Raw genomic sequence first — 24262 nt, 5'->3', positions numbered from 1 at the left:
TTGATGCTTGCCCCGCCTTGCCCTTATGTAGGGGGATCGGCCGTGCGCATGGCCAGACCATGCGTTGCCGGTGAGGTTTCTGTTCCAGACGCACCGGGCCAATCCCCCCGAGCTCTGAGACAGGTGTATGGCCCCCGGGCCAGCGAAATGCGCCCCAGCCGCCGCTTCATGCGAGGCCGGGCGATGAAACGGGCGGCGGGCCCCAAGGCTTGCCGCCGGAGAAGAAACGCGATGACGCGCGCGATGTTCAGAGGCAGAACGGCAGCGGCCCCCCCGGGGCACGCGGCCCGCCAGTGCCCCGATCGCGCCGCCACCGCCCCAATCAGACATTCCGCCAGGCCCGCCGCCCCCCCGGGGCGACGTGTGTTGGCCGAATGCAATCAGGCAACATGGCTAAGAAAATGCTCATCGACGCCACCCACGCGGAAGAGACCCGCGTCGTGGTGGTCGACGGAAACAAGGTCGAGGAATTCGATTTCGAAAGCGCCGCAAAGCGCCAGCTCGCCGGAAACATCTATCTAGCGAAGGTCACGCGGGTCGAGGCGTCGCTGCAGGCGGCCTTCGTCGATTACGGCGGCAACCGCCACGGCTTCCTCGCCTTCAGCGAGATCCACCCCGATTACTACCAGATCCCGGTCGCTGACCGTGAGGCGCTGCTCGAGGAAGAGCGCGCCTACGCCGAATCCATGAAGGATGACGCGGAGGACGAGGAAGAGGACGAATCCAAGGGGCGCGGCCGCCGCCGCTCCCGCTCGCGCTCCAGGGCCTCCGGGGCGGAGACGTCCTCGGCCACCAGCGGCGAGGCCGCGGGGATGGAGACGATCGACCTCGGCGACGACGAGGGCGAGACGCCCGAAGGCGCCTCCCCGATGGAGACGGCCGCCGAAACGCCCGTCGAGACGCCTGCCGCCGACGAAGGCGAGGACGACGACGACAGCGACTCGGTCGAGCATGTCCACAAGGACACCACGATCGAGGAAACCGGCCAGGACGACGACAGCGACGATGTGCGCCCCTCCCGCAAGCCGCGGCCGAAGCGCTACAAGATCCAGGAGGTCGTCAAGGTCCGCCAGATCATGCTGGTGCAGGTCGTCAAGGAAGAGCGTGGCAACAAGGGCGCCGCACTGACGACGTACCTTTCCCTCGCCGGCCGCTACTGCGTGCTGATGCCGAACACCGCCCGGGGCGGCGGCATCTCCCGCAAGATCACCAACACCGCCGACCGCAAGAAGCTGAAAGAGATCGCCTCCGGCCTCGACGTGCCGCGCGGCGCGGGCCTCATCATCCGCACGGCCGGCAGCCAGCGGACGAAGAGCGAGATCAAGCGCGATTACGAGTACCTGCAGCGCCTGTGGGAGCAGATCCGCGAGCTGACGCTGCAATCCATCGCGCCGGCGAAAATCTACGAGGAAGGCGACCTCATCAAGCGGTCCATCCGCGATCTCTACAGCCGCGAGATCGACGAGGTGATCGTCGAGGGCGAGGCGGGCTACCGCAACGCCAAGGACTTCATGAAGATGATCATGCCGTCCCACGCCAAGAACGTGAAACCCTACGCCGACCCGATGCCGCTCTTCGCGCGCTTCCAGGTCGAGACGACGCTGGCGGCCATGTTCAACCCGACGGTGCAGCTGCCCTCCGGCGGTTACATCGTCATCGGCGTGACGGAGGCGCTCGTCGCCATCGACGTCAACTCCGGCCGGGCCACCAAGGAAGGCTCGATCGAGCAGACGGCGCTGAAGACCAACCTCGAGGCCGCCGAGGAGGTGGCCCGTCAGCTGCGCCTGCGCGACCTTGCCGGCCTCATCGTGATCGACTTCATCGACATGGATGAGCGCAAGAACAACACCGCGGTGGAGAAGCGCTTCAAGGACAAGCTGAAGACCGACCGGGCGCGCATCCAGGTGGGCCGAATCTCCGGCTTCGGCCTTCTGGAGATGTCCCGCCAGCGTCTGCGGCCCGGCATGCTCGAGGCCACGACGCAGCCCTGCTCGCATTGCCACGGCACGGGCCTGCTGCGCTCCGACGACAACGTCTCGCTCGCCATCCTCCGCCAGCTGGAGGAAGAGGGCGTGCGCGGGCGGAGCAAGGAGGTGCTCGTCAAGGCGCCGGTCGGCATCCTCAACTTCCTCTACAACACCAAGCGCGAGCACATCGCCGCCATCGAGCAGCGCTACGGCATGGCCGTGCGGCTTGAGGGCGACCCCACGCTGATCTCCCCCGACTACTCGGTCGAAAAGTTCAAGACGGCGACGCGCTCGGTGCCGGAGGGCCTCGCCCCCGTCGTCAAGGTCAGCCCCGAGCTGATGCAGGAGGCCGAGGCGGAAGCGGAGATGGCCGACGAGACCCCGGACGAGGACGAGATCCCGGCCGAGGCCGGCACGCCCGCCTCGCCGGCGGCCGTCGCCGCCGCGGCGCCCTCCGCCGAGGAGGACGACAAGCCGAAGAAGAAGCGCCGGCGTCGGCGTCGTCGGCGCGGTGGCGCCAATGGCGAGGGGCAGGGCGGCCAGAACGGCGAGTCCCAGTCCGACGACGAGGGCGATGACAGCGACGACTCCGCCGAGAACTCGGAGCCGGTGACGCAGCCGGCGGAAGAGGCGACGGAAGAGAAGCCGAAGCGCCGCCGCTCCCGGAGCCGCCGCAAGAGCGATGCGGACGAGGGCACCGAAGAGGCCGCGCAGACGCCGACCGAGATCGCCGAGGCCGCCCCCACGGCCGAGCCCGAGCCCGAGGCGGAAGAGAAGCCGAAGCGTCGCCGCTCGCGCAGCCGCAAGAAGGCGGAGCCGGAAGCGGAGCTGCCCGGCAGCGAGACACCGGCCGCCGAAGTGGCCGAGACGCCGGCGCCCGCGCCTGTTCCGGCCGATGAGGTCGCGGCCGCCGATCTGGCGCCCGAGGCCGCTCCGGCCCCGGTGCCCGAAATCGGCGGTGACGAGGATGGCGCCGGGATGACCCCGCCTCCGGCGGAGGAGGCGAAGACCGCCGAGCCCGAGGCCCCGGCGGCGGAGCCCGAGGTCGCAGAGACGCCGGAGCCGCAGCCCGAGCCCCAGCCGGAGCCGGAAAGCACCCCGGAGCCGGAGATGGCCGAGGCGGAGTCGACCTCCTCCAAGCCCAAGCGTCGTGGCTGGTGGTCGCGCGGCTGAGCCGGGCCACAGGCTGAAAACAAGAACGCCCGCCTCCTCGGAGGCGGGCGTTTTCACGTTCAGGGGGCCGGGGTCAGGAGCCCCGGCTTCCAGCGGGGCAGCCCCTGCGCACCAGCCAGCTGTTCGGCTGCCGCGTCATCTCGATGATCTCGTGCCCCGCCTCCTGCGCGAAGTGCGGCACGTCGAGCACCGCCATCGGGTCATCGGCGATCAGCCGCGCCGTGCCGCCCTCCGGCAGGGTCTGCAGCACCTTGCGTAGTCGCAGGACGGGCAGGGGGCAGCGCAGGCCGCGCGCGTCGATCTCCACCGGCTCCGGCGTCGCCTCGCTCATGTCGCCTCCGGGATGTCGAAGTCCGGGCCCGCCAGCTCGAACCCCTCGAAGCGGAAGCCGGGGGAGACGGTGCAGCCCACAAGCGCCCAGCCCTCGCCGGCCTCCGCCGCCTGCCAATGGCCGGCGGGCACGATCAGCTGCGGGTGCTGACCGCCCACGAGATCGGGGCCGAGGATGTGGGACGTGGCCGGGCCGGCCTCGTCAGTCGCCATGCGCAAGATGAGCGGGCTGCCCGTGTAGAAATGCCAGATCTCCGTGGCATCGACGCGGTGCCAGTGGCTGCGCTCGCCGGGCCGGAGCAGGAAGTAGATGCAGGTCCCCGCCGGGCGGGGCGTCTCGCTCCCTTGCCAGGTCTGCCGGTACCAGCCGCCTTCGGGGTGGGGTTGGAGCCCCAGTCTCTCGATGATCTCGTCCGCGTCCATAACCCACTCCGTCCCCGGCAAAATGCCCCCAAACCGCGGCAGACGGCAACCCGCTCGGGCGCCCGGGTAAGGCTTTCCCGCCTCGCGACGTTGCTGCCCCTGCACGGGACACCGCAGTTGTGCCTGCGCCCACCGCCGATGTCGGGGATCGCGGCGGGGCAGGGTGCCGCCAAAAGCGGCAACGCGGCCCGCCGCAAAAGAAAAACGGCGGAGCCCGGGGGCCCCGCCGTCTGGTGGTCTCTGAAGACCGCTGGAGGTCAGCTCGCCTTGGCGAGGTTCCTCAGCACGAAGTGCAGCACGCCGCCGTTCTCGACGTATTCGATCTCCGGCGCCGTATCGATGCGGCAGCGCAGCTCGATGTCCTTCGTGGTGCCGTCGGCATAGGTGATCGTCGCCGTCACCATCTGCTGGGGTATCACCTCTTCCAGCCCGGGGATGTCGACGCTCTCGTCGCCCTTCAGGCCGAGGGAGGACCGGCTGTCGCCGCCCGTGAACTCGAAGGGCACCACGCCCATGCCGACGAGGTTCGACCGGTGGATCCGCTCGAAGCTCTCCGCGATCACCGCCTTGACGCCGAGGAGGGCCGTGCCCTTCGCCGCCCAGTCGCGGGAGGAGCCGGCGCCGTATTGCTCACCGGCGAAGATGACCAGCGGCGTGCCCTGCTCCTGATAGGCCATGGCGGCGTCGTAGATGGCCATCTCGTTGCCGTCCGGCCCGAGCGTGTAGCCGCCTTCCACCCCGTCCAGCATCTCGTTCTTGATGCGGATGTTGGCGAAGGTGCCGCGCATCATCACCTCGTGGTTGCCGCGGCGCGAGCCGTAGGAGTTGAACTCCCGCACCGGCACCTGATGCTCGACGAGGTACTTGCCGGCCGGCGTCGTCTCCTTGAAGGAGCCGGCGGGCGAGATGTGGTCGGTCGTGACCATGTCGCCGAGGATCGCCAGCACGCGCGCGCCCTTGATCGAGGAGATGTCGCCCTTCTCGGGGCCCATCCCTTCGAAATAGGGCGGGTTCTGCACATAGGTGGAGGCCGGCGGCCAGTTGTAGGTCTCGCCGCGGGACGTCTCGATGGCCTGCCACCGCTCGTCGCCCTTGAAGACGTCGGCGTATTTCTCCTGGAAGGCCTCGCGGGTGACGGTGCGCTCCACCATCTCGGCGATCTCGGCCTGCGACGGCCAGATGTCCTTGAGGTAGACCGGGTTGCCGTCCTTGTCGTTGCCGAGCGCCGACGTCGTGATGTCGACGTTCATGTCGCCGATCAGGCTGTAGGCGACGACGAGCGGCGGCGAGGCGAGGTAGTTGGCGCGCACGTCGGGGCTGATCCGGCCCTCGAAGTTGCGGTTGCCGGAGAGCACCGAGACGCCGATCAGGTCGTTGTCGTTGATCGACTTGGAGATCTCCGGCGCCAGCGGCCCGGAGTTGCCGATGCAGGTCGTGCAGCCGTAGCCGACGAGGTTGAAGCCGATGGCGTCCAGATCCTCCTGCAGGCCGGCCGCCTCGAGGTAGTGCGACACCACCTGGGAGCCCGGCGCCAGCGACGTCTTCACCCAGGGCTTGCGCGTCAGGCCCTTCTCGCGCGCCTTGCGGGCGAGGAGGCCGGCCCCGATCATCACGTAGGGGTTCGACGTGTTGGTGCAGGACGTGATCGACGCGATCACGATCGAGCCGTCGTGGATCTGGTAGTGGCCGTCATCCGTCTGCACGAAGCCGTGCAGGTGGTGCCCCTCGTTGCCGGGGATGTCCTGCGGCTCGGGCGCGCCGCCCTCACCTTCCCAGCGGACTTCGGCGCGGTGGGAGGCGTCTTTCCCCTCGCGGATGCCCTTCACGTACTCGTGGAAGGCCGGCGCCGCGGCATCGAGGGTGATGTAATCCTGCGGGCGCTTGGGGCCGGAGATGGCGGGCACGATGGTCTTCATGTCGAGATGCAGCGTCGAGGAATAGACCGGCTCGTAATCCGGCCCGCGCCACATGCCCTGCGCCTTGGCATATTCCTCCACCAGCGCGATGCGGCCCTCGTCGCGGCCGGTCTGGCGCAGGTAGCGCAGCGTCTCGTCGTCGATGGGGAAGAAGCCGCAGGTGGCGCCGTATTCGGGCGCCATGTTGGCGATGGTGGCGCGCTGCGCCAGCGGCAGGTTGTCGAGGCCGGGGCCGTAGAATTCCACGAACTTGCCGACGACGCCGTGCTTGCGGAGCATCTCGACGACCTTCAGCACCAGATCGGTGCCCGTCGTGCCTTCCATCATCTCGCCGGTGAGCTTGAAGCCCACGACCTCGGGAATGAGCATCGAGATGGGCTGGCCGAGCATGGCGGCCTCCGCCTCGATGCCGCCGACGCCCCAGCCGAGCACGGCCAGGCCGTTGACCATAGTGGTGTGGCTGTCGGTGCCGACGAGCGTGTCGGGGTAGGCGACCTCCTCACCCGACTGGTCGGTATCCGTCCAGACGGTCTGGGCGAGGTACTCGAGGTTCACCTGGTGGCAGATGCCGGTGCCCGGGGGCACGACGCGGAAGTTGTCGAACGCGCCCTGGCCCCACTTGAGGAACTCGTAGCGCTCGATGTTGCGCTCGTATTCCCGCTCGACGTTGAGTTGGAAGGCGCGCGGGTTGCCGAACTCGTCGATCATCACCGAGTGGTCGATGACGAGGTCGACGGGGTTCAGGGGGTTGATCTTCTGCGCATCGCCGCCGAGCGCCTTGATGCCGTCGCGCATGGCGGCAAGGTCCACCACGGCGGGGACGCCGGTGAAATCCTGCATCAGCACGCGGGCGGGGCGGTAGGCGATCTCGCGGGGGTTCTTGCCGCCATTGGCGCCCCATTCCGCGAAGGCCTTGATGTCATCGGTGGAGACGGAGAAGCCGCCATCCTCGAAGCGCAGCAGGTTCTCCATCACCACCTTCAGCGAGGCGGGCAGGCGGCCGAAATCGCCGAGGCCGGCCTCGGTGGCGGCGGGAATGGAGTAGTAGGACACAGTGGCGCCGCCGGCGCTGAGGCTGCGGCGGGTCTTGGCCGTGTCATGGCCGGTGACGATGGGCATGGGGTGGCCTCCTCGGATGTGGATCACGGGTGACGGACTTGGCCTGCTTCTGACGCAACGGTGACGTGCGATCAAGAGGCCGCTGGCGAGCGGTATACAATTGTGCACCGATGATCGCAAGAGGCCGTAAATGGCCGCTGCCGCCTCGCATAGCCGTCAAGAAGCCTTGATTGGTCATGACGATGGCCCTGAGGTAAGAGCCGGGGACGATCGATGGGGAGATCTATGCAAGTCATCCGGGCCGGTATCGCCGCGCTGCTTCTGGCCGCCTCGGCCGCAGAGGCGCAGGACGCGCCCGTGGTGGTGGAGCTCTACACCTCGCAGGGCTGCTCGTCCTGCCCGCCGGCCGACGCGCTGCTGCAGCAGTTGGCGGGGCGGGACGACGTGATCGCGCTCGCCCTGCACGTCGACTACTGGGATTACATCGGCTGGGAGGACAGCTTCGCCCAGCCCGGCTTCACCGAGCGCCAGCGCCGCTATGCCCATGCGGCGGGGGCCAACGCGATCTACACCCCGCAATTCGTCATCGGCGGCCAGCACCATGTCATCGGCGCGCGGACGATGGAGCTGATGGACAACATGCGCGCCGCCGCGGCCCAGACAGAGGACATGGGCCTGCAGGTCAGCCGCGAGGGCGATGTGGTCACCATCACCGCCGAGGCGCTGGAGAGCCCGCATCCGCTGATCGTCCAGCTGGTGCGCTACACGCCGCAGGAGAGCGTCGACATCCTCCATGGAGAGAATGCCGGGCGCAGCCTGACTTATGCCAACATCGTCACCGACTGGGCCATCCTGGGCGAGTGGGACGGCGCGGGCCCCCTGCACCTCGAAGCGCAGGTGACGGGCGACGAGCCCCTCGTCGCCATCCTGCAGGAGCCGGGGCCGGGGCGCATCTGTGCCGCGGTGCGGCTGGCCGGCTGACGGCGCGCGCCTGCGCAGCCCCTCCGGGCGGTTGATCATTTGACTCCCGCCCGTTCTGGAGGGTGAAGAGGCTGGCGCGGGGCGCGAGTGACGCGCCGCTGCCGCATGTCTTTCGGTCTGGTCGGCAGCCCGCCCCCTTCGGCCGGCACCGCACTCTCCCGAAGAGGTTATTCGTCCTCTTCGTCGTCTCCGACATCGATCAGCGATATCTCGCCCGCCTCGACGGCGGCGCGGATCGCGGTGACGACATCGGCCATGGCGGCCTCGCCTTCGGCCTTCTTCACCCGGCCGCGCTCGGCCACCCCCTCGCGCAGCGCCTCGGCCATGCGGCCGGGCAGGGAGGAGAGGATGAACTCGGCCGCCGCGCCCTCATCGCCGCCCGTCTGGGCGGCGCCGGCGAGGGCGGTGACGAGGGTGTCGTTCTCGACATTGCGGGTCACCTTCGGCAGATCGAGCGGCTGCACCCGGTCGGAGATGTTGGCGAAGGTGAAGATCGCCTTGCGCACGCCCTTGGCGAAATCCGGCGCCTCGGCGTCCAGCGCCTCGAGCACCTCGTCGCGGGTCTTGGGCTGCGAGGAATTGAGGATCGTCCCCAGCCGCGCCTCCGGCATGTCGGCGAAGGCCGTGGGCGGGCGTTCGCCGTATTCCGCCGCCAGCGCCCGGCCGATGCGGGCCACGGCGGCAGGCGAGATGCCCGAGGTCTGGTTGACGGCGAAGGCGACGCGGCGCGCCCGCTCCCCCGGCAGCTTGCCCAGCAGCTCCGCCGCCTTGCCGGCGGGCAGCTTGGAAAGGGTGACGGCCGCCACCTCGGTGCATTCGTTCTCCATGATCGGCACGAGGTGCTCGACCTTCAGCGCCGCGACGAGGGACCATGGGTCGGTCGCGCCGGACGGCGTCTCCCGGTGCAGGCGGGCGGCGGCGGCGGGGCTGAGCCGGTCGCGCAGCGTCGCCAGCGCCCCTTCCAGCCCGCCGGGAGCGGTGAGGCCGACCGATTCCAGGTCGTTGAGAAATTCGTTGGCCACCGCCTCGACCGTCGCCCGGTCGATCACCTTCAGCTGGCCGAGCTCGCGCGTCAGGTCGAGCTGCACCTCTTCGGGCAGCTTGGAAAGGGAGATGTCGGTGCCGTCGCGCAGCAGCATCTGCACCACCATGGCTGCCTTGCGCCGCCGCGACAGCCCCTCGGGCCTGGGGGCCCGGGGCGCTGCCGAGAGGGCCGGCGCGCCGGCGCCGGCATTGGGCAGGCCCATGGGGTTGGGAAGGGGATTGAAGGCAGCATTGCTCATCGGGGGCGCGTCTCGTCGCTGTTCGGTCTCGTCCCCAGCTTGCTATCCGAAACTGGTGAACGCCCCGTTGACCCGCCGGCTCCGCGCCTCGCCAGCCGGCCTTTTTCGCACCGCCCGCCGGGCTCCCCCTGTCTTTGGTCCCAAAAATCCTCGGGGGGCTCCGGGGGGCAGACAGCCCCCCGGTCCCGTCCTCTCGACCAGCGCGCCGCTGGTGTCAGCCGAAGACCCGCTTGAAGATCGTATCGACGTTCTTCGTGTGGTAGCCCAGATCGAACTTCTCCTCGATCTCGGCCGGGCTCAGCGCTGCCGTCACCTCCTCGTCGGCCAGCAGCTCTTCCTTGAAGTCGCGGCCTTCTTCCCAGACCTTCATGGCGTTGCGCTGCACCAGCCGGTAGGCATCCTCGCGGCTGACACCGGCCTGTGTCAGAGCCAGCAGCACGCGCTGGGACATGACCAGCCCTTTAAACTTGTGCAGGTTGGCCAGCATCGTCTCAGGATAGATGACCAGCTTCTCGACCACCCCGGCGAGCCGGTTCAGCGCGAAATCGAGATGCACCGTCGCATCCGGCGCGATGCCCCGCTCGACCGAGCTGTGCGAGATGTCGCGCTCGTGCCAGAGCGTTACGTTCTCCAACGCCGGGGTCACGGCGCTTCGCACCAGCCTCGCGAGGCCCGTCAGGTTCTCCGTCAGCACCGGGTTGCGCTTGTGCGGCATGGCGGAGGAGCCCTTCTGGCCGGCGGAGAAGAACTCCTCGGCCTCCAGCACCTCGGTGCGCTGCATGTGGCGGATCTCGGTGGAGACATTCTCGATGGAGCTGGCGATGACGCCGAGCGTGGCGAAGAACATCGCGTGGCGGTCGCGCGGGATCACCTGAGTGGAGATCGGCTCGGGCGCGAGGCCCAGCTTCTCGCAGACATATTCCTCAACCCGCGGGTCGATATTGGCGAAGGTGCCGACCGCGCCGGAGAGCGCGCCCGTGGCAATCTCTTCGCGGGCATTGACCAGCCGGGCGCGGTTGCGGCTCATCTCGGCATAGAAGCGCGCGAAGGTGAGGCCCATCGTCGTCGGCTCGGCGTGAATGCCATGAGAGCGGCCGATCCGCACCGTATCCTTGTGCTCCATCGCGCGGGTCTTCAGCGCGGCGAGCAGGCGGTCCATATCGGCCAGCAGGATGTCGGCGGCGCGGGTGAGCTGCACGTTGAAGGCGGTATCCAGCACGTCCGACGAGGTCATTCCCTGATGGACGAAGCGCGCCTCCTCGCTGCCGATATGCTCGGCGAGGTGGGTGAGGAAGGCGATGACGTCATGCTTGGTGACCGCCTCGATCTCGTCGATGCGGGCGACGTCGAACTCGACGCCATCCGCCTTCCAGACCGCCGCCGCATTCTCCTGCGGGATGGTGCCGAGGTCGGCCATGGCCTGGCAGGCATGGGCCTCGATCTCGTACCAGATCCGGAAGCGCGTCGCCGGCTCCCAGATGGTTGTCATCTCGGGGCGGGCATAGCGCGGGATCATGGGTCGCCTCACGTTGGATCCTGGGGATGGCGCCCCTATAGGAGAGGGGCAGGCAGGCGGCAAGGTGAGGGGGCGCATGGAGCTGACGGCAGAAGATGTCGCGGGGCGCTGGCAGATCGCGCGGCAGATCGACGACCGGCGGGCCGGCGAGGCGGGGACCTTCGCGGGCACGGCGGAGTTCACCGGCGGCCCGGTGGAGCTGCGCTACCTCGAGGAGGGCGAGCTGACCATGGGAGGGCGGGCGCCGCTGCGGGCAGCGCGCAGCTACGTCTGGCGCTTCACCCCGGCGGGGGTGGAGCTCTACTTCGACGACGGGCGCTTCTTTCACGCCATCGGCGCGGACGGGCGAGGGGAGCATCCCTGCGGCGAGGATCTCTACCGGGTGCGCTACGATTTCTCCGGCTGGCCCGCATGGCAGGCGGAATGGCGTGTGGTCGGGCCCCGGAAGGATTATGTGCTGCGCTCGCGGTATACCCGGCCCTGAGGCGCTTGTGATGGGCCGGGGGGCGTGGCAGAACCTTGGCAAAGGCTTTGACAGGGAGGCGGGCATGGCGCTTGCGATTTCGGGCAACAAGGTGCTGGCAGAGGCCTTCGGGCCCAGCGAGGGAACGGGCCGGCTGGCCAAGCAGGTGGCGCTGGTGGCGCTCGGCGTCGTCTTCCTGGCGCTGATGTCGAAGATCCGCGTGCCCTTCTGGCCCGTGCCGCTGACGATGCAGACCTTCGCGACCCTCGTCGTCGCCGCCGCTTTCGGTGCCCGGCTCGGCGCCGCGACGCTGCTCGCCTGGCTGGCTCTAGGCGCCTCCGGCGCGGCGGTGTTCACCGGCGATGCGGCGGGGCTCACCTACTTCGCCGGCCCGACGGGCGGCTACCTTGTCGGCTTCGCCTTTGCCGGCGCCCTCGTCGGCTGGCTGGCGGAGCGCGGCTGGAGCCGCAGCGTCGCCGGCATGGTCGGCGCGCTGCTCCTCGGCAATGTCATCATCTACGCCTTCGGCCTGCCGTGGATGGCCTACCTCTTCGCCGCCGAGCAGGGGATGGACTGGGTGCTCCAGTACGGGGTGACCAACTTCCTCCTCGGCGACGCCGCCAAGCTGGCCCTCGCCGCCGTGCTGCTGCCGACGATCTGGAAGGTCTCCGGCAAGTAGTCGCCCGGGACGGGAGCGTGTTTGAAAGGGCCGGCCGTTGCGCCGGCCCTTTTTCTTTGGGCGGGCGATGGGTGGCGAGGCCGGGGGGCGCTGCCCCCCGGACCCCCCGAGGGTATTTCTGGCCAGATGAAAAGGAGACCCCGGGGAGGAGAGGGAGGGCGGCTGAGGGCCCGGCCGGTCGCGAGCGGGCTTGACCTCGGGGAGTGGCTGGGGCCCCCTTTCTGGCGGAGGTGCCGATGACGACGCAAAGCCCGCCGCCCCGTCCGCGGCTGACGCAGGACCCGCACCGCCTGAGGGGTGAGCGCGAGAAGACGCTCGAGGTCGCCATCGGCCGGCAGGTGCGCGCCCTGCGCAAGCGGCGCCGCATCACCGGGGCGGAGCTGGCGGTGGCCGCCGGGCTCTCGGTGGGCATGCTCTCCAAGATCGAGAACGGCGTCACCTCGCCCTCCCTCTCCACCCTGCAGGTGCTGGCCGGCGCCCTCTCGGTGCCGCTGACGCAGCTCTTCGAGGGCTATGCCGAGGCGCGGGGCGCGATGCACGTGAAGGCCGGCGAGGGGGTGGAGGTGGAGCGGGCGGGCACCCGCTCGGGCCACCAGTACCAGCTTCTGGGCCATATCGGCGCCAACCAGTCCGGCGTGGTGGTGGAGCCCTATCTCATCACCCTGACCGACCGGGGCGACCGCTTCCCCGTCTTCCAGCACGAGGGGATCGAGATGCTCTACATGCTCGAAGGCACGCTCGGCTATCGACACGGCGAGGCCACCTACCGGCTGGAGCCCGGCGACACGCTGGTCTTCGACGCGGACGCGCCGCACGGGCCGGAGGAGATGCCGGGCTTCCCGATCCGATATCTCTCGATCATCTGCTATCCGCAGCTTTAGGCGCCGCTGCCCGATGATCGGGCGCAGGCAGACAGGTACCCAGATATTTCCCCTCAGGAAAAAAGTTTCACCTTGAGAACCTGCTGGCTCGCTGCTCCGATATTCCTACGTCTCGACTATCGGAGAATCGCCCATGTGCGGCATCGTCGGCCTTTATCTCAAGCGCGAGGCGCTGCGCCCGGAGCTCGGCGCGCTCCTGTCTGACATGCTCGTCACCATGTCCGACCGGGGGCCGGACAGTGCCGGCATCGCCATATACGGCGACGAGGGGCCGGGGCTGAAGCTGACGCTGCAATCGGACCGGCCGGACATCGCCTTCGACGGGCTGGCCGAGGATCTGGGCCGGGCCATCGGTGCCGAGGTGAGTGTGCGCGTCATCGACACCCACGCCGTCGTCTCCCTGCCGCATGAGCGCATCGCCGCCGCCCGGGACTTCTTCTCCGACAAGGACATCCGCATCATGTCCGCCGGGGAGCGGATGGAGATCTACAAGGAGGTCGGCACGCCGCAGAGCGTCGTGAAGCGCTTCGGCCTCGGCTCCATGGCCGGCTCCCACGGCATCGGCCACACGCGGATGGCGACCGAGAGCGCCGTGACCACGCTCGGCGCGCACCCGTTCTCCACCGATATCGACCAGTGCCTCGTCCACAACGGCTCCCTCTCCAACCACAATTACCTGCGGCGGATGCTCGCCCGGCGCGGCTACGCGGCGCAGAGCCAGAACGATACCGAGGTCGCCGCCAGCTACCTCTCCTGGCGGATGGGCAGCGGCGCGACGCTCGGCGAGGCGCTGGAGGGCACGCTCGCCGATCTCGACGGGTTCTTCACCTTCGTCGTCGGCACCGAGAAGGGCCTCGGCGTCGTGCGTGACCCCATCGCCTGCAAGCCGGCGGTGATGGCGGAGACGGAGGATTACGTCGCCTTCGGCTCGGAATACCGCGCTTTCAGCAACCTGCCCGGCATCGACGCCGCCCGTGTCTGGGAGCCGGAGCCCGCGACGGTCTACTTCTGGGAGCGAAGCTGATGTCCACACTCGACCTCGCCGAGACCAGCCTGCGCGACGTGAACGCCGCGCTGCAGAGCCTCAATGGCACCACCAACCAGACGGCGTGGGAGGTGCTCAACCCCCGCGGCGCCCATGCGCTCGCCGTCGGGCTCGACGCGCCGGTGGAGGTGCGGGTGAAGGGCTCCACGGGCTATTACTGCGCCGGCATGAACGCCGAGGCGACGATCCACGTCGAAGGGTCGGCGGGCCCAGGCGTGGCGGAGAACATGATGAGCGGCACCGTCGTCATCGAGGGCGATGCCAGCCAGTATGCCGGGGCGACCGGGCATGGCGGGCTTCTGGTGGTGAAGGGCAATGCCTCCTCGCGCTGCGGGATCTCGATGAAGGGGATCGACATCGTGGTGCACGGCAACATCGGCCACATGGCCGCCTTCATGGCGCAGAAGGGCAACCTTGTCGTGCTGGGCGATACCGGCGAGGCGCTCGGCGACAGCATCTACGAGGCGCGGCTCTTCGTGCGCGGCTCGGTCAAGTCGCTCGGGGCCGACTGCATCGAGAAGGAGATGCGGCCCGAGCATCTGGAGCTGCTGGCCGGCCTGCTGGAGCGGGCCGGGGCCGATGCGACTCCCGAGGAGTTCCGCCGCTACGGCTCCGCCCGGCAGCTCTACCATTTCCACGTCGACAACGCGGGGGCCTACTGATGAAGGATACGCCGAAGACCCTGCCGCGCTACTCCGCCACCTTCACCCCCGAGGTGAATGCCGAGATCCGCCGCGCCGCCGCCACCGGCATCTACGATATCCGCGGCGGCGGGGCGAAGCGGCGGGTGCCGCATTTCGATGACCTTCTGTTCCTCGGCGCCTCCATGTCCCGCTACCCGCTGGAGGGCTACCGCGAGACCTGCTCGACGAGCGTCACCCTCGGCGCCCGCTTCGCGAAGACGCCCGTCGAGCTGGCCATCCCGGTGACCATCGCCGGCATGTCCTTCGGCGCGCTCTCCGGCCAGGCCAAGGAGGCGCTGGGGCGCGGCGCGACGCTCGCCGGCACCTCCACCACCACCGGCGACGGCGGCATGACGGAGGAGGAACGGGGCCATTCGGCGAAGCTCGTCTACCAGTACCTGCCGTCCCGCTACGGGATGAACCCGCGCGATCTGCGCCGCGCCGATGCCATCGAGATTGTCGTGGGGCAGGGCGCCAAGCCGGGGGGGGGCGGCATGCTCCTCGGCCAGAAGATCTCCGAACGCGTCGCCGGGATGCGCGACCTGCCACAGGGGATCGACCAGCGCAGCGCCTGCCGCCACCCTGACTGGACGGGACCGGACGATCTGGAGATCAAGATCCTCGAGCTGCGCGAGATCACCGGCTGGCAGATCCCGATCTACGTCAAGGTCGGGGCGGCGCGGCCCTATTACGACACGGCGCTGGCCGCCAAGGCCGGGGCCGACGTGGTGGTCATCGACGGGATGCAGGGCGGGACGGCGGCGACGCAGGACGTCTTCATCGAGCATGTCGGCCTGCCAACGCTCGCCGCCATCCGCCCCGCCGTCGAGGCGCTGGAGGATCTGGGCCTGCGCCGCGAGGTGCAGCTCGTCGTCTCCGGCGGCATCCGCTCCGGCGCCGATGTCGCCAAGGCCATCGCGCTCGGCGCCGATGCCGTCTCCATCGGCACGGCGGCGCTGGTGGCGCTGGGGGACAATGATCCGGCCTGGGAGGCGGAGTACCAGGCGCTCGGCACCACCGCCGGCGCCTATGACGACTGGCACGAAGGGCGTGACCCCGCCGGCATCACGACGCAGGACCCCGATCTCGCCGCCCGACTCGACCCGGTGGCGGCGGCGCGGCGGCTCTACAACTACCTCTCCGTCCTGACGCTGGAGACGCAGACCATCGCCCGCGCCTGCGGCAAGAGCCATGTGCGCAACCTCGAGCCGGAGGATCTCTGCGCCCTGACGGTCGAGGCCGCCGCCATGGCCCGCGTGCCGCTGGCGGGGACGTCGTGGGTGCCGGGGCAGGTGTTTTGAGGGGGCAGAGCGCTACGTCTGCCGACCTCTGGCGCGCGCCGACCAGGCGCGGGCCGCGCCCGACCCGCCCCCCGGGCGGGCGCATGGCGATGTCGCCTTCCGCGGGGCCGTCGCCCGATGCTTCCGGGATAAAGCGCGCAGCCCGGCCGTGGCGGTCGCCCACCCGCGGATCCGGCGCGGCCCTTCCAAGCGCTGACAGCGGATCCGCGCAGCGGCGGGGGCGGCGGGGTGAAACCCCGCCCTACGCCTGGCGGAGCGTGCGAGGCGCCACCTCTGCCCGATCTTTCATCATCTGCCGCCACCCGCGCCTGTCGCGACCCGGCCCAGCCTTCATTCCACTCCTCGCCCGTGAAAGCCTGACGCCACTTCAAAGATAGGGACAGCGACATGACGACCGATCTTGCAGCCTTCGCCAAGGAGCGGGGGGTCAAGTACTTCATGATCTCCTACACCGATCTCTTCGGCGGCCAGCGGGCGAAACTCGTCCCCGCCCAGGCGATCGCAGAGATCTCGGCCGACGGCGCCGGCTTCGCGGGCTTCGCCACATGGCTCGACATGACGCCCGCCGACGCCGACATGCTCGCCGTCCCCGTCCCCGAAACCGCCATCCAGCTGCCGTGGAAGCCCGAGGTCGCCTGGGTCGCCGCGACGCTGGTGATGGAGGGCGAGGAGGTCGCTCAGGCCCCCCGCAATGTCCTGAAAGCCCTCACCGAGAAGGCCGCGGCGAAGGGGATGGTCATGAAGACCGGCATCGAGGCGGAGTTCTTCCTCCTCACGCCCGAGGGCACGGCCGTCTCCGACGGGGCCGATACCGCCGAGAAGCCCTGCTACGACCAGCAGGCGCTGATGCGCCGCTACGAGATCATCGCCGAGATCTGCGACGCCATGCTCGCCCTCGGCTGGGAGCCCTACCAGTGCGACCATGAGGATGCGAACGGCCAGTTCGAGATGAACTTCGGCTTCGCCGACGCGATGACCACGGCCGACCGCCATTCCTTCTTCAAGTTCATGGTCAAGTCCGTGGCCGAGGCGCATGGCTTCCGCGCCACCTTCATGCCCAAGCCGCTGCCCGGTCTCACCGGCAATGGCTGCCACGCTCATATCTCGCTCTGGGACAGCGCCTCGGGCGAGAACCTCTTCCTCGACAAGGGCGCCGAGCTCGGAATGTCGCAGGCGGCGCGGGCTTTCCTCGGCGGGCTCGTCACCCATGCGCCGGCGCTCTCGGCGCTGACCAACCCGACGGTCAACAGCTACAAGCGCCTCAATGCCCCGGTGACGACCTCCGGCGCCACATGGGCGCCCAACACGATCACCTGGGCGGGGAACAACCGCACCCACATGGTGCGTATCCCCGGCCCCGGCCGGATGGAGCTGCGCCTCGCCGACGGCGCCGCAAACCCCTACCTGCTGCAGGCCGCCCTTCTCGCCGCCGGACTCCTCGGGATGGAGGAAGGGGCGGACCCGGGGCCGAAGCGCACCAACGACATGTATGCCGAGCCGGAAAAGGCCGCCGACGCCGCCAAGCTGCCGCTCAACCTGCTCGACGCCATCCGCGCCTTCGAGGCGGACGAGGGTCTGACGGAGGCGATCGGGCCGGCCTTCTCCACCGCCTATGCCCGCCTCAAGCGCAAGGAATGGGCCTCCTACATGGCGCATTTCTCCGTCTGGGAGCGGGAGCACACGCTCGACATATGACGGTCCCTTTCGGCGCCGCTGATGCGGGCCGGGGGCGGCTCACTCCGAACCAGTCCGGCGCTATCATGCCGCCGCCTGCCGCAGCCACGCCACGGCATCGGCGCCGGGCATGGGGCGGCCGAGAAGGTAGCCCTGCACCTCGTCGCAGCCGAGCCCGGCGACGGTCTGCCATTCCTCCTGCCGCTCCACGCCTTCGGCGACGGTCTTGAGCTCCAGAGCGCCGGCGAGGGCGACGATGGCGGTGATGATTGCCCGGGCATCGCGGCGAGTGTCGCAGGTGGCGACGAAGTGCTTGTCGATCTTGATCTTGCTGAAGGGCAGATCATGCAGTTGCATGAGCGAGGAATAGCCCCTCCCGAAATCGTCGATGGCGAGGCCGAAGCCGCGCAGTCGCAGCTGTGTCAGCCGCTCCAGCGCGGCGCGGCGATTGTCCATCGTCGCGGTTTCCGTCAGCTCCAGCGTGACGGTATCCGGCGCGATGCCATGGCGACGGCAGACGGCCGTCAGCCGGTCCACCACCGACGGCTCCGCGAGGTCGCGCACGGAAAGGTTGAGCGCCAGCCGCAGCCCCGTTCGGTCGCGCCGGCAGGGGGCGAGGGCGGCGAGACCCCGGTCGAGCATCGCCTCGGCCAGCGCGAGGCCCAGCCCCGCATCCTGCAGGGCGCCGAGATAGGCCTCCGGCCCGAGCAAGCCGTGGCGCGGATGATCCCACCGCGTCAGCGCCTCCATCATCACCGGGTGACCGCCGCCGCTCTCCACCACCGGTTGCAGGTAGGGGACGATCTGCCCGTCCGCCAGCGCCCGGGCGATCTCCTCCTGCCCGAAGGTCAGCTGCTGCCGGCGGAGGAGGGCGAGCGTCACGCGCATCTCCTCCAGCGGCAAGGGCTTGGGGAAGCTGGCGACGACGTCGAGGCCGTAATCGCGCGCGAGGCCCGAGGCGATGTTGAGCATCTTGGTGCTGGTGGCCGAACAGATGATCAGCCGGGTGCGGGGCGCCATGTGAGAGAGCTCCCGCATCGTCTCCAGCCCGTCGAGATCCTGCATCTGCAGATCGATGATGGCGACGTCGGGCGGGCGGAGTTCCACCAGGCCGAGGAACGCTTCACCACTTGCCGCCGCCACCACCTCGAACCCGACCTGCTCGGAGAGCGAGAACAGAGCTGCGCGGGCCTCCGGTTCGGCATCGACGACCATCAGGCGGGGGCATGCAGATGAACGGGCATCACGCACTATGACCCACCGGCTGCTTGTCTGTGGAAGCAGGCGTAGCCTCATTGCCCCCCTCAGCCTTGCGGCCCAAGACTGTCATGTCCGTCTCCTCTGCCTTCAGCGGCTCGGTTCGCGCGGCCACTCATGCCCGAGACTGCCGATTCTAGGCTAAGAACTGGTTAAGCCGATGGCGAAGGTCGCGACTTTCATTGACGTTCGGGGGCAGCTCTCCGACTAGCGCCGGGCGGCCGAACCGGACCACCGCGTGAGCGACCGTGCAACGAACCGAGGTGCCTGGCAGGGGACATCTCACTGAACGGACGGCACTTCGACCACGCGCCAGTAGCTGCCCAATGCCGCGACCAGGTCGAGGAAGTCCCGCCCCGCTTTCTGCTTGAGGATGTAGCCGGCGACATGATTGCCGGCGGCCCGGGACAGGTCGCGGCTGTCGCGGGACGTGGTGAGCATGAAGACGGCGAGACTGCAGAGCCTCGGATCATCGCGGAGGGCGGCGACGAGGTCATGCCCGCTCATCCGCGGCATGTTGATGTCGACGAGGAGCAGGAAGGGGGAAGGCGGCAGCTCCGCCGAGCGGGTTCGGAGCATCTCCAGCGCCTCGAGCCCGTCGCGGGCCCGGACAATGGGCGTGGCGATGCCGGCCTTGGCGAAGGCGCGGCGGACAGCCTTGGCGTCGCCGTCGTCATCCTCCACGAGGAGGATGTTGAGGGGCTGCTCCCCCTCCGCCGCATCGCTGGCGTGCTGCTGCGCTCCGGCGTCGGGGGGTGCAGAGGAGACAGGATAGGAAGCAGGGGCGACGGTCATGCGGCCTGCCCCCCACGCTCGGTCGGCTCCGGCTTCGGCCAGGTGAAGCGGAAGCTGCAGCCGCGCTCGCCGTTCGATGCCAGCGTGATCTCGCCGCCGGCCAGCGTGACGTGCTTGCGCACGATGGCGAGGCCCATGCCGCTGCCCTCCACCTCGTCGCGCGGGCGGAGCGTCTGGAAGATGCCGAATACCTTCTCCCGGTAATCGGGCGCGATCCCCGGCCCGTCGTCGGAGACGGTGAAGACCAGCCGCTCCCCCTCTTCACGGGCGGAGACGCTGATGCGCCCCTCCGGCCGGTCATGATGCTTGATGGCGTTGGAGACGAGGTTGAGCAGAACCGTGCGCAGCGGCGTGCGTGGCAGGATCATGCCCGAAAGCTCCTCCGAGACGTCGAGCGTGATGCCGTCGCGGCGAGGCGCGAGAGCGCGCACATCCTCCATCAGCTCGGCGCCGGTGACGAGGGCCGTCGGCTCGGAGACCCGGCCGATGCGCGAATGCTCCAGCAGGTCGTCGAGCAGCCGCTCCATCCGGGCGACGCGGCCGCGCAGCAGATCCATACTCTCGCGGGTATCGTCGTTCAGATGCGCCTCCAGATCCTCCTCCAGCCAGCGGGAGGCGTTGTCGATGACGCGCAGCGGCGCCTTGAGATCGTGGGAGGCGACGTAGGCGAAGCTCTCCAGCTCGTCGTTTGAACGCTCCAGATCGGCCTTGGCGCGGCGCAGCTCCGCCACCAGCCGATCCTGCGCCTCCTGATCCGCCTTGCGGCGCGAGATGTCGCGCACGAGGCCGATGAAGGCCCGGCGCCCGGCGATGCTCGTCTCGCTCACCGTCACCTCCGCGGGGAAGGTCTCCCCGCTGGCTCGCAGGCCGGAGACCTCGCGGTTGCCGGCCATGCGCCGCCCCGTGCCGCCGAAGCTGGCGCCGGCGAGATGGGCGGCGTGGTCGGCGCCGCGATCCTCCGGCAGGAGGCAGCCGAGAGGCTGGCCGATGAGGCCCTCTGCCGGCTGGCCGAAGATCCGGCCGAGGGCGGGATTTGCGCCCCGGATGATGCCGGCGTCGTCGACGATGAGGATGCCGTCCGCCGCGGCGGCGAGGACGGCTTGCGCGCGCTCCGTCCGCTCGACGAGGTCGATGGTGAGGTCCCTGAAGGCGCGGGCAAGCTCGCCGATCTCCCCCGTTGCCTGCGGCGGCACGGAGACCGGCTCGCCAAGCTCGCGGGAACGGGTGACGAGCGCCTTCAGTCCGCGGAGCGGCGCCGTCAGGCGAAAGCCGAGGAGGAGGGCGCCGACAAGGGCCAGCGCCACCAGCACGGCGGAGAAGACGAGCGCCTGGCGCAGCGCCGCCCGGGCGGGGGCGAGGAGCGTCTCGATCGGCGCGATGGCGGTGACGGTGAAGGCACCGCCGCCCGCCGGAACCTCCCGCGTGACGCGGACGACGGCGGCGCCCTCCGGGGCGGGCGCGGCGGCCGGAGGGAGGCCGGCGACGCCGTCGGGCACCGCCGCCGGAGCGTCGACCAGCAGCCGGTGGCCCGGGGCCATGGCCGCGCGGGCGCCGGCGAGGAGCGATTCGTAGGCGCCGTCGATGACGATGGCGCCGAAGACCGCCCCCGTGGCGTCCGCGACCGGCTGGACGGCGCGGATCGCCTCCGTCTCCTCGGGGCCGGTCGTCACCTCGGTGTAGAAGGGGGCCAGCCCACGGCTTTCGGCCAGCAGCCGCCACTCCGGCGCGTCGCCGAGGTCGCCCAGTGCCGCCACGGGGCGCGGGGCGACCTTGATCGGCGGGGGCGCGCGGCCGACGCGCACCAGCTCACGCCCGCCATCGGCGAGGGTGATGTAGCGCACTTGCGTGTAGGTCGGCTCCTGCTCGACCATGGCGACGAAAATCGTCTCCAGCCGGGCCTGCCAGTCGGCGAGGCTCGAGCCGTCCACCGGGTCGCGGCCCGCCTCATCGGCGCCGGCGCGTATGATGCCGCGGATCGGCGGCGTGGCGGCGAGGACGGCGGCATCCTGCATCATCGCGGTCAGCGGCGTCTCCAGCCTGTCCGCCACCAGCGTCGCCTCTGCCTCCAGCAGCCGCAGCGCCCCGTCGCGGGCCACGGCGGAGGCCTGGCTCCACGTGACCCAGGCGACGGGGAGCGCGGAGAAGAGGCTCGCGGCCACGACGAGCACCGCCAGCTTGCTGTGCAGCGAGGCGGGGCTGAGGGCGGCGAGGCGATCCAGCAACGCCCGCCAGGGCAGGGGCCTCAGCCGCCAGAGTCGGGCGTCGATCAGGTCGCGGAGGTGGGACGCGAAGGGCATGGCTGGCCTTTCTCGGCGCCCCGCGGGCTGTATGCCGGGGCGGCGCCACTGATCTTCATGCGGCGGTGACGCGGCTTTTCCCCGGTTGTGGCGGCGACAGCGCCGGAGCGGCGGGGACGGTGAACCGGAAGGTGGCGCCCGCGCCCGGCGCGCTCTCGCACCAGATGCGCCCGCCCTGGCGCTGGACGATCTTGCGGCAGGTGGCGAGGCCGAGGCCGGAGCCGGGGTATTCCTCCGGCGCGTGGAGCCGCGCGAAGGAGTCGAAGATGCGCCTGCAGTCGGAGGGCTCCATGCCGATCCCCTCGTCGGAGACAAAGATGACCGGCCGGCCGCTCTCATCCGTCTCGGAGCCGATGCGGATGCGGGGCGGGCGGGGGCCGGCGTATTTGAGGGCATTGCCCAGAAGGTTCTGGAAGAGCTGCACGTATTGCGCCGCATCGCCCATCGCGCGGGGCAGGGGCTCGGCCTCGATCCACGCGCCGGAGGTGCCGATCTCCAGCGCCAGGTTCGCCTTCGCCCCCTCCAGCGCCTCGTCGAGAAAGACGGGGACGGAGGCGGCCGGCGCCTCGATGGCGAGGTGGGCGGCGAGCGAATCGACCAGCGCCACCATGCGCTGGCCGAGGCTGGAGAGCGCCTCGGCGTCGCCGGCGAGATCCTCCACCACGCCCCCGGCGATATCGTCGCACAGCGAGGCGGCGAGGTAGGCGCAGAGGCGGGCGGGGGACTTCAGGTCATGCGCGAGGGCATGGGCGAAGAGCTCCAGCTCCTCCGTCTTCTCGGCGAGGCGACGGCGCATCGCGGCCATGGCCAGCGCGTTCTCGATCGTGCGCAGCAGCTGGCCGGGGCTGATCTCGCTCTTGGGCAGGTAGTCCAGCGCGCCGCGCTTGATCGCCTCCGCCGCCAGGCGCTCGGTGCCGACGCCGGACATCATGACGACGGCGAGGTCCTGCCGCTCGGCCTGCAATTCCTGCATGGCGGTCAGGCCGTTGCGGCCGGGCAGGGAGAAGTCGACGAAGGCGAGATCCAGCGGGCCCTTGTACGAGGCTGCCTCCTCCAGATCGGCGGCCTCGATCACCTCGTGGTCGAGCTCCGTCTTCGCCAGGACGCGGCAGATGGCCTTGCGGTCGCCCGCGTCGTCATCAAGCACCAGCAGTCTCATCGTCCTCTCCCCTCGCGGCAGCGGTCCCTCCTTGGGGTAGAGGGAGGTGGTTAAGGCAACGTTTCCGCCCGCGTCATCCAACCCCCCCGCCACGCGCCGTCACCTCGGCGGAGAAGGCGTGCACGACGTCGTCGAGGCTGGCGAGCGCGGCGCTCATCTCCTGCAGGGCCAGCTCGCGCGCATCCGCGTCCGCCCCGGTCTCGTGCAGCTCCGCCACGAGGCGGGAGAGGAGGCCGACGGTGGGGCGAAGCTGGGAGAGGCAGAGCCTGTCCATCGCGTCGAGAACCGCCTGCAGGGTCTCTTCTCCCACCGGCGGGGCGGGGTACCCGGGTGCGGCGAGGGCCTCTGCGATGGCCTGACGCAGGCGCTGCACCGTCAGCCCCTGCTTGTCGATGCAGTCGCAGGAGCCGGCCTTCATCGCGGCGACGGCGATCTCCGCCTGGCAGTCGCCGGCGACCACGATGGGGCGCGCCCGTTCCTGTCGCGGGTGACGGCGCAGGTCGTGGATGGCGTCCAGCCCCGTCCCCTCCGGCAGGGAGTAATCGAGGATGGCGATATCGACGCGGTCCTCGTCCAGCGCGGCGCGAAACTCCTCCAGCGAGGCAACGAACTCCGTCTCCACCACGCCCTCGGCATGACCGAGGAGGCGGGCGATGCGGATCCGGTCGACCTCGTCATCGTCGAGCACCAGGACGCGCAGCCGCATCGGCCGGTCGGCGCCGGTGGCGACGAGGCGGAGCGGCGGCGCCGCCTTCGATGTGGGGAGCCCGTCGAATGGGCGCAGCTGTGGGACGGTGGTGGGAGAGGGCAGGGGCGAGAGCGACATGGCAACACCTCAAGCAGGCAGGGGAACGAGATCGAGATAGCGGGCGATCAGATCCATCGCGCGGCGAAACTCCTCCGGCGAGGCGCCCTTCATCAGATAGCCGGCGACGTTGCGCTCGTGCGCCGCTGCGACATCGCGCGGCGAATCGGAGCTGGAGAGCATGAAGACGACCGTCGCCTGCAGCGCCGGATCCGCCCGCAGCTCGTCCAGCAGCTCCAGCCCGTTCATACGGGGCATGAAGATGTCGAGCAGCATGAGGACGGGGCCGGCGAGCGGCGGGCGCCCCTCGCTGCCACGCAGCAGCTCCAGCGCCTCGGCGCCGCTGCGCGCGGTCACCACCGGGTTGCGCAGATCGAGGCGCCGCAGCGTGCGCTCGATGGCCATGATGCTGACGGCGTCGTCGTCGACGATGAGAATGGTGGGGAGTGGCACGACGAAAATCCTGGCGGTTGGGAGGAGGCGGGCCTTCTGCCGCACCGGGAGGCCAGTCTTTCACGCCGAATTTTACATAGTCTGAAGATTCGAGGCGGAGACTGGGGCGGAACACGAACAAG

Annotated in this window: 20 protein-coding genes; 9 read left to right on the top strand and 11 right to left on the bottom strand. The window is 69.8% G+C overall.

Features of this window, described 5'->3' with window-relative positions:
• The first annotated feature begins 389 nt into the window (after positions 1–389).
• Positions 390–3140, top strand: a complete 2751-nt coding sequence (locus GY170_RS08720; RefSeq protein ID WP_163892261.1) for an Rne/Rng family ribonuclease — start codon at positions 390–392, stop codon at positions 3138–3140.
• 73 nt (positions 3141–3213) lie between these two features.
• On the opposite strand, the gene GY170_RS08715 is transcribed toward GY170_RS08720, so the two are convergent.
• The 3 genes from GY170_RS08715 to acnA all read right to left on the bottom strand — a co-directional run bounded on the left by GY170_RS08715 (position 3214) and on the right by acnA (position 6928).
• Positions 3214–3471: a sulfurtransferase TusA family protein gene (locus GY170_RS08715; protein WP_163892257.1), complete on the bottom strand. Its 258-nt coding sequence runs from the start codon at positions 3469–3471 to the stop codon at positions 3214–3216.
• Positions 3468–3893: a cupin domain-containing protein gene (locus GY170_RS08710; RefSeq protein ID WP_163892254.1), complete on the bottom strand. Its 426-nt coding sequence runs from the start codon at positions 3891–3893 to the stop codon at positions 3468–3470. Before GY170_RS08710 ends, GY170_RS08715 begins: the two co-directional genes overlap by 4 nt.
• 257 nt (positions 3894–4150) lie before the next feature.
• On the bottom strand, positions 4151–6928 hold the full coding sequence (gene acnA / locus GY170_RS08705) for an aconitate hydratase AcnA (RefSeq protein ID WP_163892251.1): 2778 nt from the start codon (positions 6926–6928) through the stop codon (positions 4151–4153).
• Positions 6929–7153: 225 nt separating this feature from the next.
• Between acnA and GY170_RS08700 the strand changes: the two genes are divergently transcribed.
• A complete protein-coding gene (locus tag GY170_RS08700; RefSeq protein WP_163892248.1) occupies positions 7154–7849 on the top strand; it encodes a DUF1223 domain-containing protein in 696 nt (231 codons plus the stop codon).
• A gap of 167 nt (positions 7850–8016) precedes the next feature.
• Here GY170_RS08700 and GY170_RS08695 read toward each other — a convergent pair whose 3' ends face one another.
• Together GY170_RS08695 and purB are read right to left on the bottom strand one after the other, a co-directional pair.
• The gene (locus GY170_RS08695) at positions 8017–9132 is read right to left on the bottom strand and encodes a flagellar motor switch protein FliG (protein ID WP_235924086.1); all 1116 of its coding nucleotides are present in this window, start codon (positions 9130–9132) and stop codon (positions 8017–8019) included.
• Between the two features lie 214 nt (positions 9133–9346).
• Complete coding sequence (purB, locus tag GY170_RS08690) at positions 9347–10648, bottom strand: adenylosuccinate lyase (RefSeq protein ID WP_163892246.1); 1302 nt, start codon at positions 10646–10648, stop codon at positions 9347–9349.
• Positions 10649–10724: 76 nt separating this feature from the next.
• Between purB and GY170_RS08685 the strand changes: the two genes are divergently transcribed.
• The 7 genes from GY170_RS08685 to glnT all read left to right on the top strand — a co-directional run bounded on the left by GY170_RS08685 (position 10725) and on the right by glnT (position 17395).
• A complete protein-coding gene (locus tag GY170_RS08685) occupies positions 10725–11132 on the top strand; it encodes a DUF6314 family protein (protein ID WP_163892244.1) in 408 nt (135 codons plus the stop codon).
• A gap of 64 nt (positions 11133–11196) precedes the next feature.
• A complete protein-coding gene (locus tag GY170_RS08680; RefSeq protein WP_163892241.1) occupies positions 11197–11790 on the top strand; it encodes a biotin transporter BioY in 594 nt (197 codons plus the stop codon).
• A gap of 236 nt (positions 11791–12026) precedes the next feature.
• Positions 12027–12671: a helix-turn-helix domain-containing protein gene (locus GY170_RS08675; protein WP_163892238.1), complete on the top strand. Its 645-nt coding sequence runs from the start codon at positions 12027–12029 to the stop codon at positions 12669–12671.
• A 133-nt stretch (positions 12672–12804) separates the two neighbouring features.
• Positions 12805–13695: a class II glutamine amidotransferase gene (locus GY170_RS08670; protein WP_163892235.1), complete on the top strand. Its 891-nt coding sequence runs from the start codon at positions 12805–12807 to the stop codon at positions 13693–13695.
• On the top strand, positions 13695–14378 hold the full coding sequence (locus tag GY170_RS08665) for a GltB/FmdC/FwdC-like GXGXG domain-containing protein (protein ID WP_163892232.1): 684 nt from the start codon (positions 13695–13697) through the stop codon (positions 14376–14378). Before GY170_RS08670 ends, GY170_RS08665 begins: the two co-directional genes overlap by 1 nt.
• The gene (locus GY170_RS08660; RefSeq protein WP_163892230.1) at positions 14378–15700 is read left to right on the top strand and encodes an FMN-binding glutamate synthase family protein; all 1323 of its coding nucleotides are present in this window, start codon (positions 14378–14380) and stop codon (positions 15698–15700) included. The genes GY170_RS08665 and GY170_RS08660 overlap by 1 nt, the downstream gene beginning before the upstream one ends.
• 387 nt (positions 15701–16087) lie before the next feature.
• Positions 16088–17395: a type III glutamate--ammonia ligase gene (gene glnT, locus GY170_RS08655; protein WP_163892226.1), complete on the top strand. Its 1308-nt coding sequence runs from the start codon at positions 16088–16090 to the stop codon at positions 17393–17395.
• Positions 17396–17458: 63 nt separating this feature from the next.
• On the opposite strand, the gene GY170_RS08650 is transcribed toward glnT, so the two are convergent.
• The 6 genes from GY170_RS08650 to GY170_RS08625 all read right to left on the bottom strand — a co-directional run bounded on the left by GY170_RS08650 (position 17459) and on the right by GY170_RS08625 (position 24140).
• Positions 17459–18589 carry an EAL domain-containing response regulator gene (locus GY170_RS08650; RefSeq protein WP_163892224.1) on the bottom strand — a complete coding sequence of 377 codons (1131 nt, stop codon included), beginning with the start codon at positions 18587–18589 and terminating at the stop codon, positions 17459–17461.
• A gap of 324 nt (positions 18590–18913) precedes the next feature.
• Entirely contained in the window at positions 18914–19426 is a 513-nt protein-coding gene (locus GY170_RS08645) for a response regulator (protein ID WP_163892221.1), read from the bottom strand.
• Positions 19423–21723, bottom strand: a complete 2301-nt coding sequence (locus GY170_RS08640) for a sensor histidine kinase (RefSeq protein ID WP_163892218.1) — start codon at positions 21721–21723, stop codon at positions 19423–19425. Before GY170_RS08640 ends, GY170_RS08645 begins: the two co-directional genes overlap by 4 nt.
• A gap of 55 nt (positions 21724–21778) precedes the next feature.
• On the bottom strand, positions 21779–22882 hold the full coding sequence (locus tag GY170_RS08635; protein ID WP_163892214.1) for a sensor histidine kinase: 1104 nt from the start codon (positions 22880–22882) through the stop codon (positions 21779–21781).
• A gap of 73 nt (positions 22883–22955) precedes the next feature.
• Entirely contained in the window at positions 22956–23708 is a 753-nt protein-coding gene (locus GY170_RS08630; RefSeq protein ID WP_163892212.1) for a response regulator, read from the bottom strand.
• Positions 23709–23717: 9 nt separating this feature from the next.
• The gene (locus GY170_RS08625) at positions 23718–24140 is read right to left on the bottom strand and encodes a response regulator (protein WP_235937819.1); all 423 of its coding nucleotides are present in this window, start codon (positions 24138–24140) and stop codon (positions 23718–23720) included.
• Positions 24141–24262 lie beyond the last annotated feature (122 nt).

Origin of the sequence: Pseudoroseicyclus tamaricis (genome assembly GCF_012070395.1) — a bacterium.
GTDB classification, from domain to species: domain Bacteria; phylum Pseudomonadota; class Alphaproteobacteria; order Rhodobacterales; family Rhodobacteraceae; genus Pseudoroseicyclus_A; species Pseudoroseicyclus_A tamaricis.
The sequence above is the reverse complement of the archived record's forward strand: the minus strand, read 5'-3'. Positions and strand labels throughout refer to the sequence as shown.

Excerpts from the sequence above, each read along its gene's own strand:
- GY170_RS08720 (WP_163892261.1), top strand. The coding sequence starts at position 390 with ATGGCTAAGAAAATGCTCATCGACGCCACCCACGCGGAAGAGACCCGC.
- GY170_RS08715 (WP_163892257.1), bottom strand. The coding sequence starts at position 3,471 with ATGAGCGAGGCGACGCCGGAGCCGGTGGAGATCGACGCGCGCGGCCTG.
- GY170_RS08710 (WP_163892254.1), bottom strand. The coding sequence starts at position 3,893 with ATGGACGCGGACGAGATCATCGAGAGACTGGGGCTCCAACCCCACCCC.
- acnA (WP_163892251.1), bottom strand. The coding sequence starts at position 6,928 with ATGCCCATCGTCACCGGCCATGACACGGCCAAGACCCGCCGCAGCCTC.
- GY170_RS08700 (WP_163892248.1), top strand. The coding sequence starts at position 7,154 with ATGCAAGTCATCCGGGCCGGTATCGCCGCGCTGCTTCTGGCCGCCTCG.
- GY170_RS08695 (WP_235924086.1), bottom strand. The coding sequence starts at position 9,132 with ATGAGCAATGCTGCCTTCAATCCCCTTCCCAACCCCATGGGCCTGCCC.
- purB (WP_163892246.1), bottom strand. The coding sequence starts at position 10,648 with ATGATCCCGCGCTATGCCCGCCCCGAGATGACAACCATCTGGGAGCCG.
- GY170_RS08685 (WP_163892244.1), top strand. The coding sequence starts at position 10,725 with ATGGAGCTGACGGCAGAAGATGTCGCGGGGCGCTGGCAGATCGCGCGG.
- GY170_RS08680 (WP_163892241.1), top strand. The coding sequence starts at position 11,197 with ATGGCGCTTGCGATTTCGGGCAACAAGGTGCTGGCAGAGGCCTTCGGG.
- GY170_RS08675 (WP_163892238.1), top strand. The coding sequence starts at position 12,027 with ATGACGACGCAAAGCCCGCCGCCCCGTCCGCGGCTGACGCAGGACCCG.
- GY170_RS08670 (WP_163892235.1), top strand. The coding sequence starts at position 12,805 with ATGTGCGGCATCGTCGGCCTTTATCTCAAGCGCGAGGCGCTGCGCCCG.
- GY170_RS08665 (WP_163892232.1), top strand. The coding sequence starts at position 13,695 with ATGTCCACACTCGACCTCGCCGAGACCAGCCTGCGCGACGTGAACGCC.
- GY170_RS08660 (WP_163892230.1), top strand. The coding sequence starts at position 14,378 with ATGAAGGATACGCCGAAGACCCTGCCGCGCTACTCCGCCACCTTCACC.
- glnT (WP_163892226.1), top strand. The coding sequence starts at position 16,088 with ATGACGACCGATCTTGCAGCCTTCGCCAAGGAGCGGGGGGTCAAGTAC.
- GY170_RS08650 (WP_163892224.1), bottom strand. The coding sequence starts at position 18,589 with ATGGTCGTCGATGCCGAACCGGAGGCCCGCGCAGCTCTGTTCTCGCTC.
- GY170_RS08645 (WP_163892221.1), bottom strand. The coding sequence starts at position 19,426 with ATGACCGTCGCCCCTGCTTCCTATCCTGTCTCCTCTGCACCCCCCGAC.
- GY170_RS08640 (WP_163892218.1), bottom strand. The coding sequence starts at position 21,723 with ATGCCCTTCGCGTCCCACCTCCGCGACCTGATCGACGCCCGACTCTGG.
- GY170_RS08635 (WP_163892214.1), bottom strand. The coding sequence starts at position 22,882 with ATGAGACTGCTGGTGCTTGATGACGACGCGGGCGACCGCAAGGCCATC.
- GY170_RS08630 (WP_163892212.1), bottom strand. The coding sequence starts at position 23,708 with ATGTCGCTCTCGCCCCTGCCCTCTCCCACCACCGTCCCACAGCTGCGC.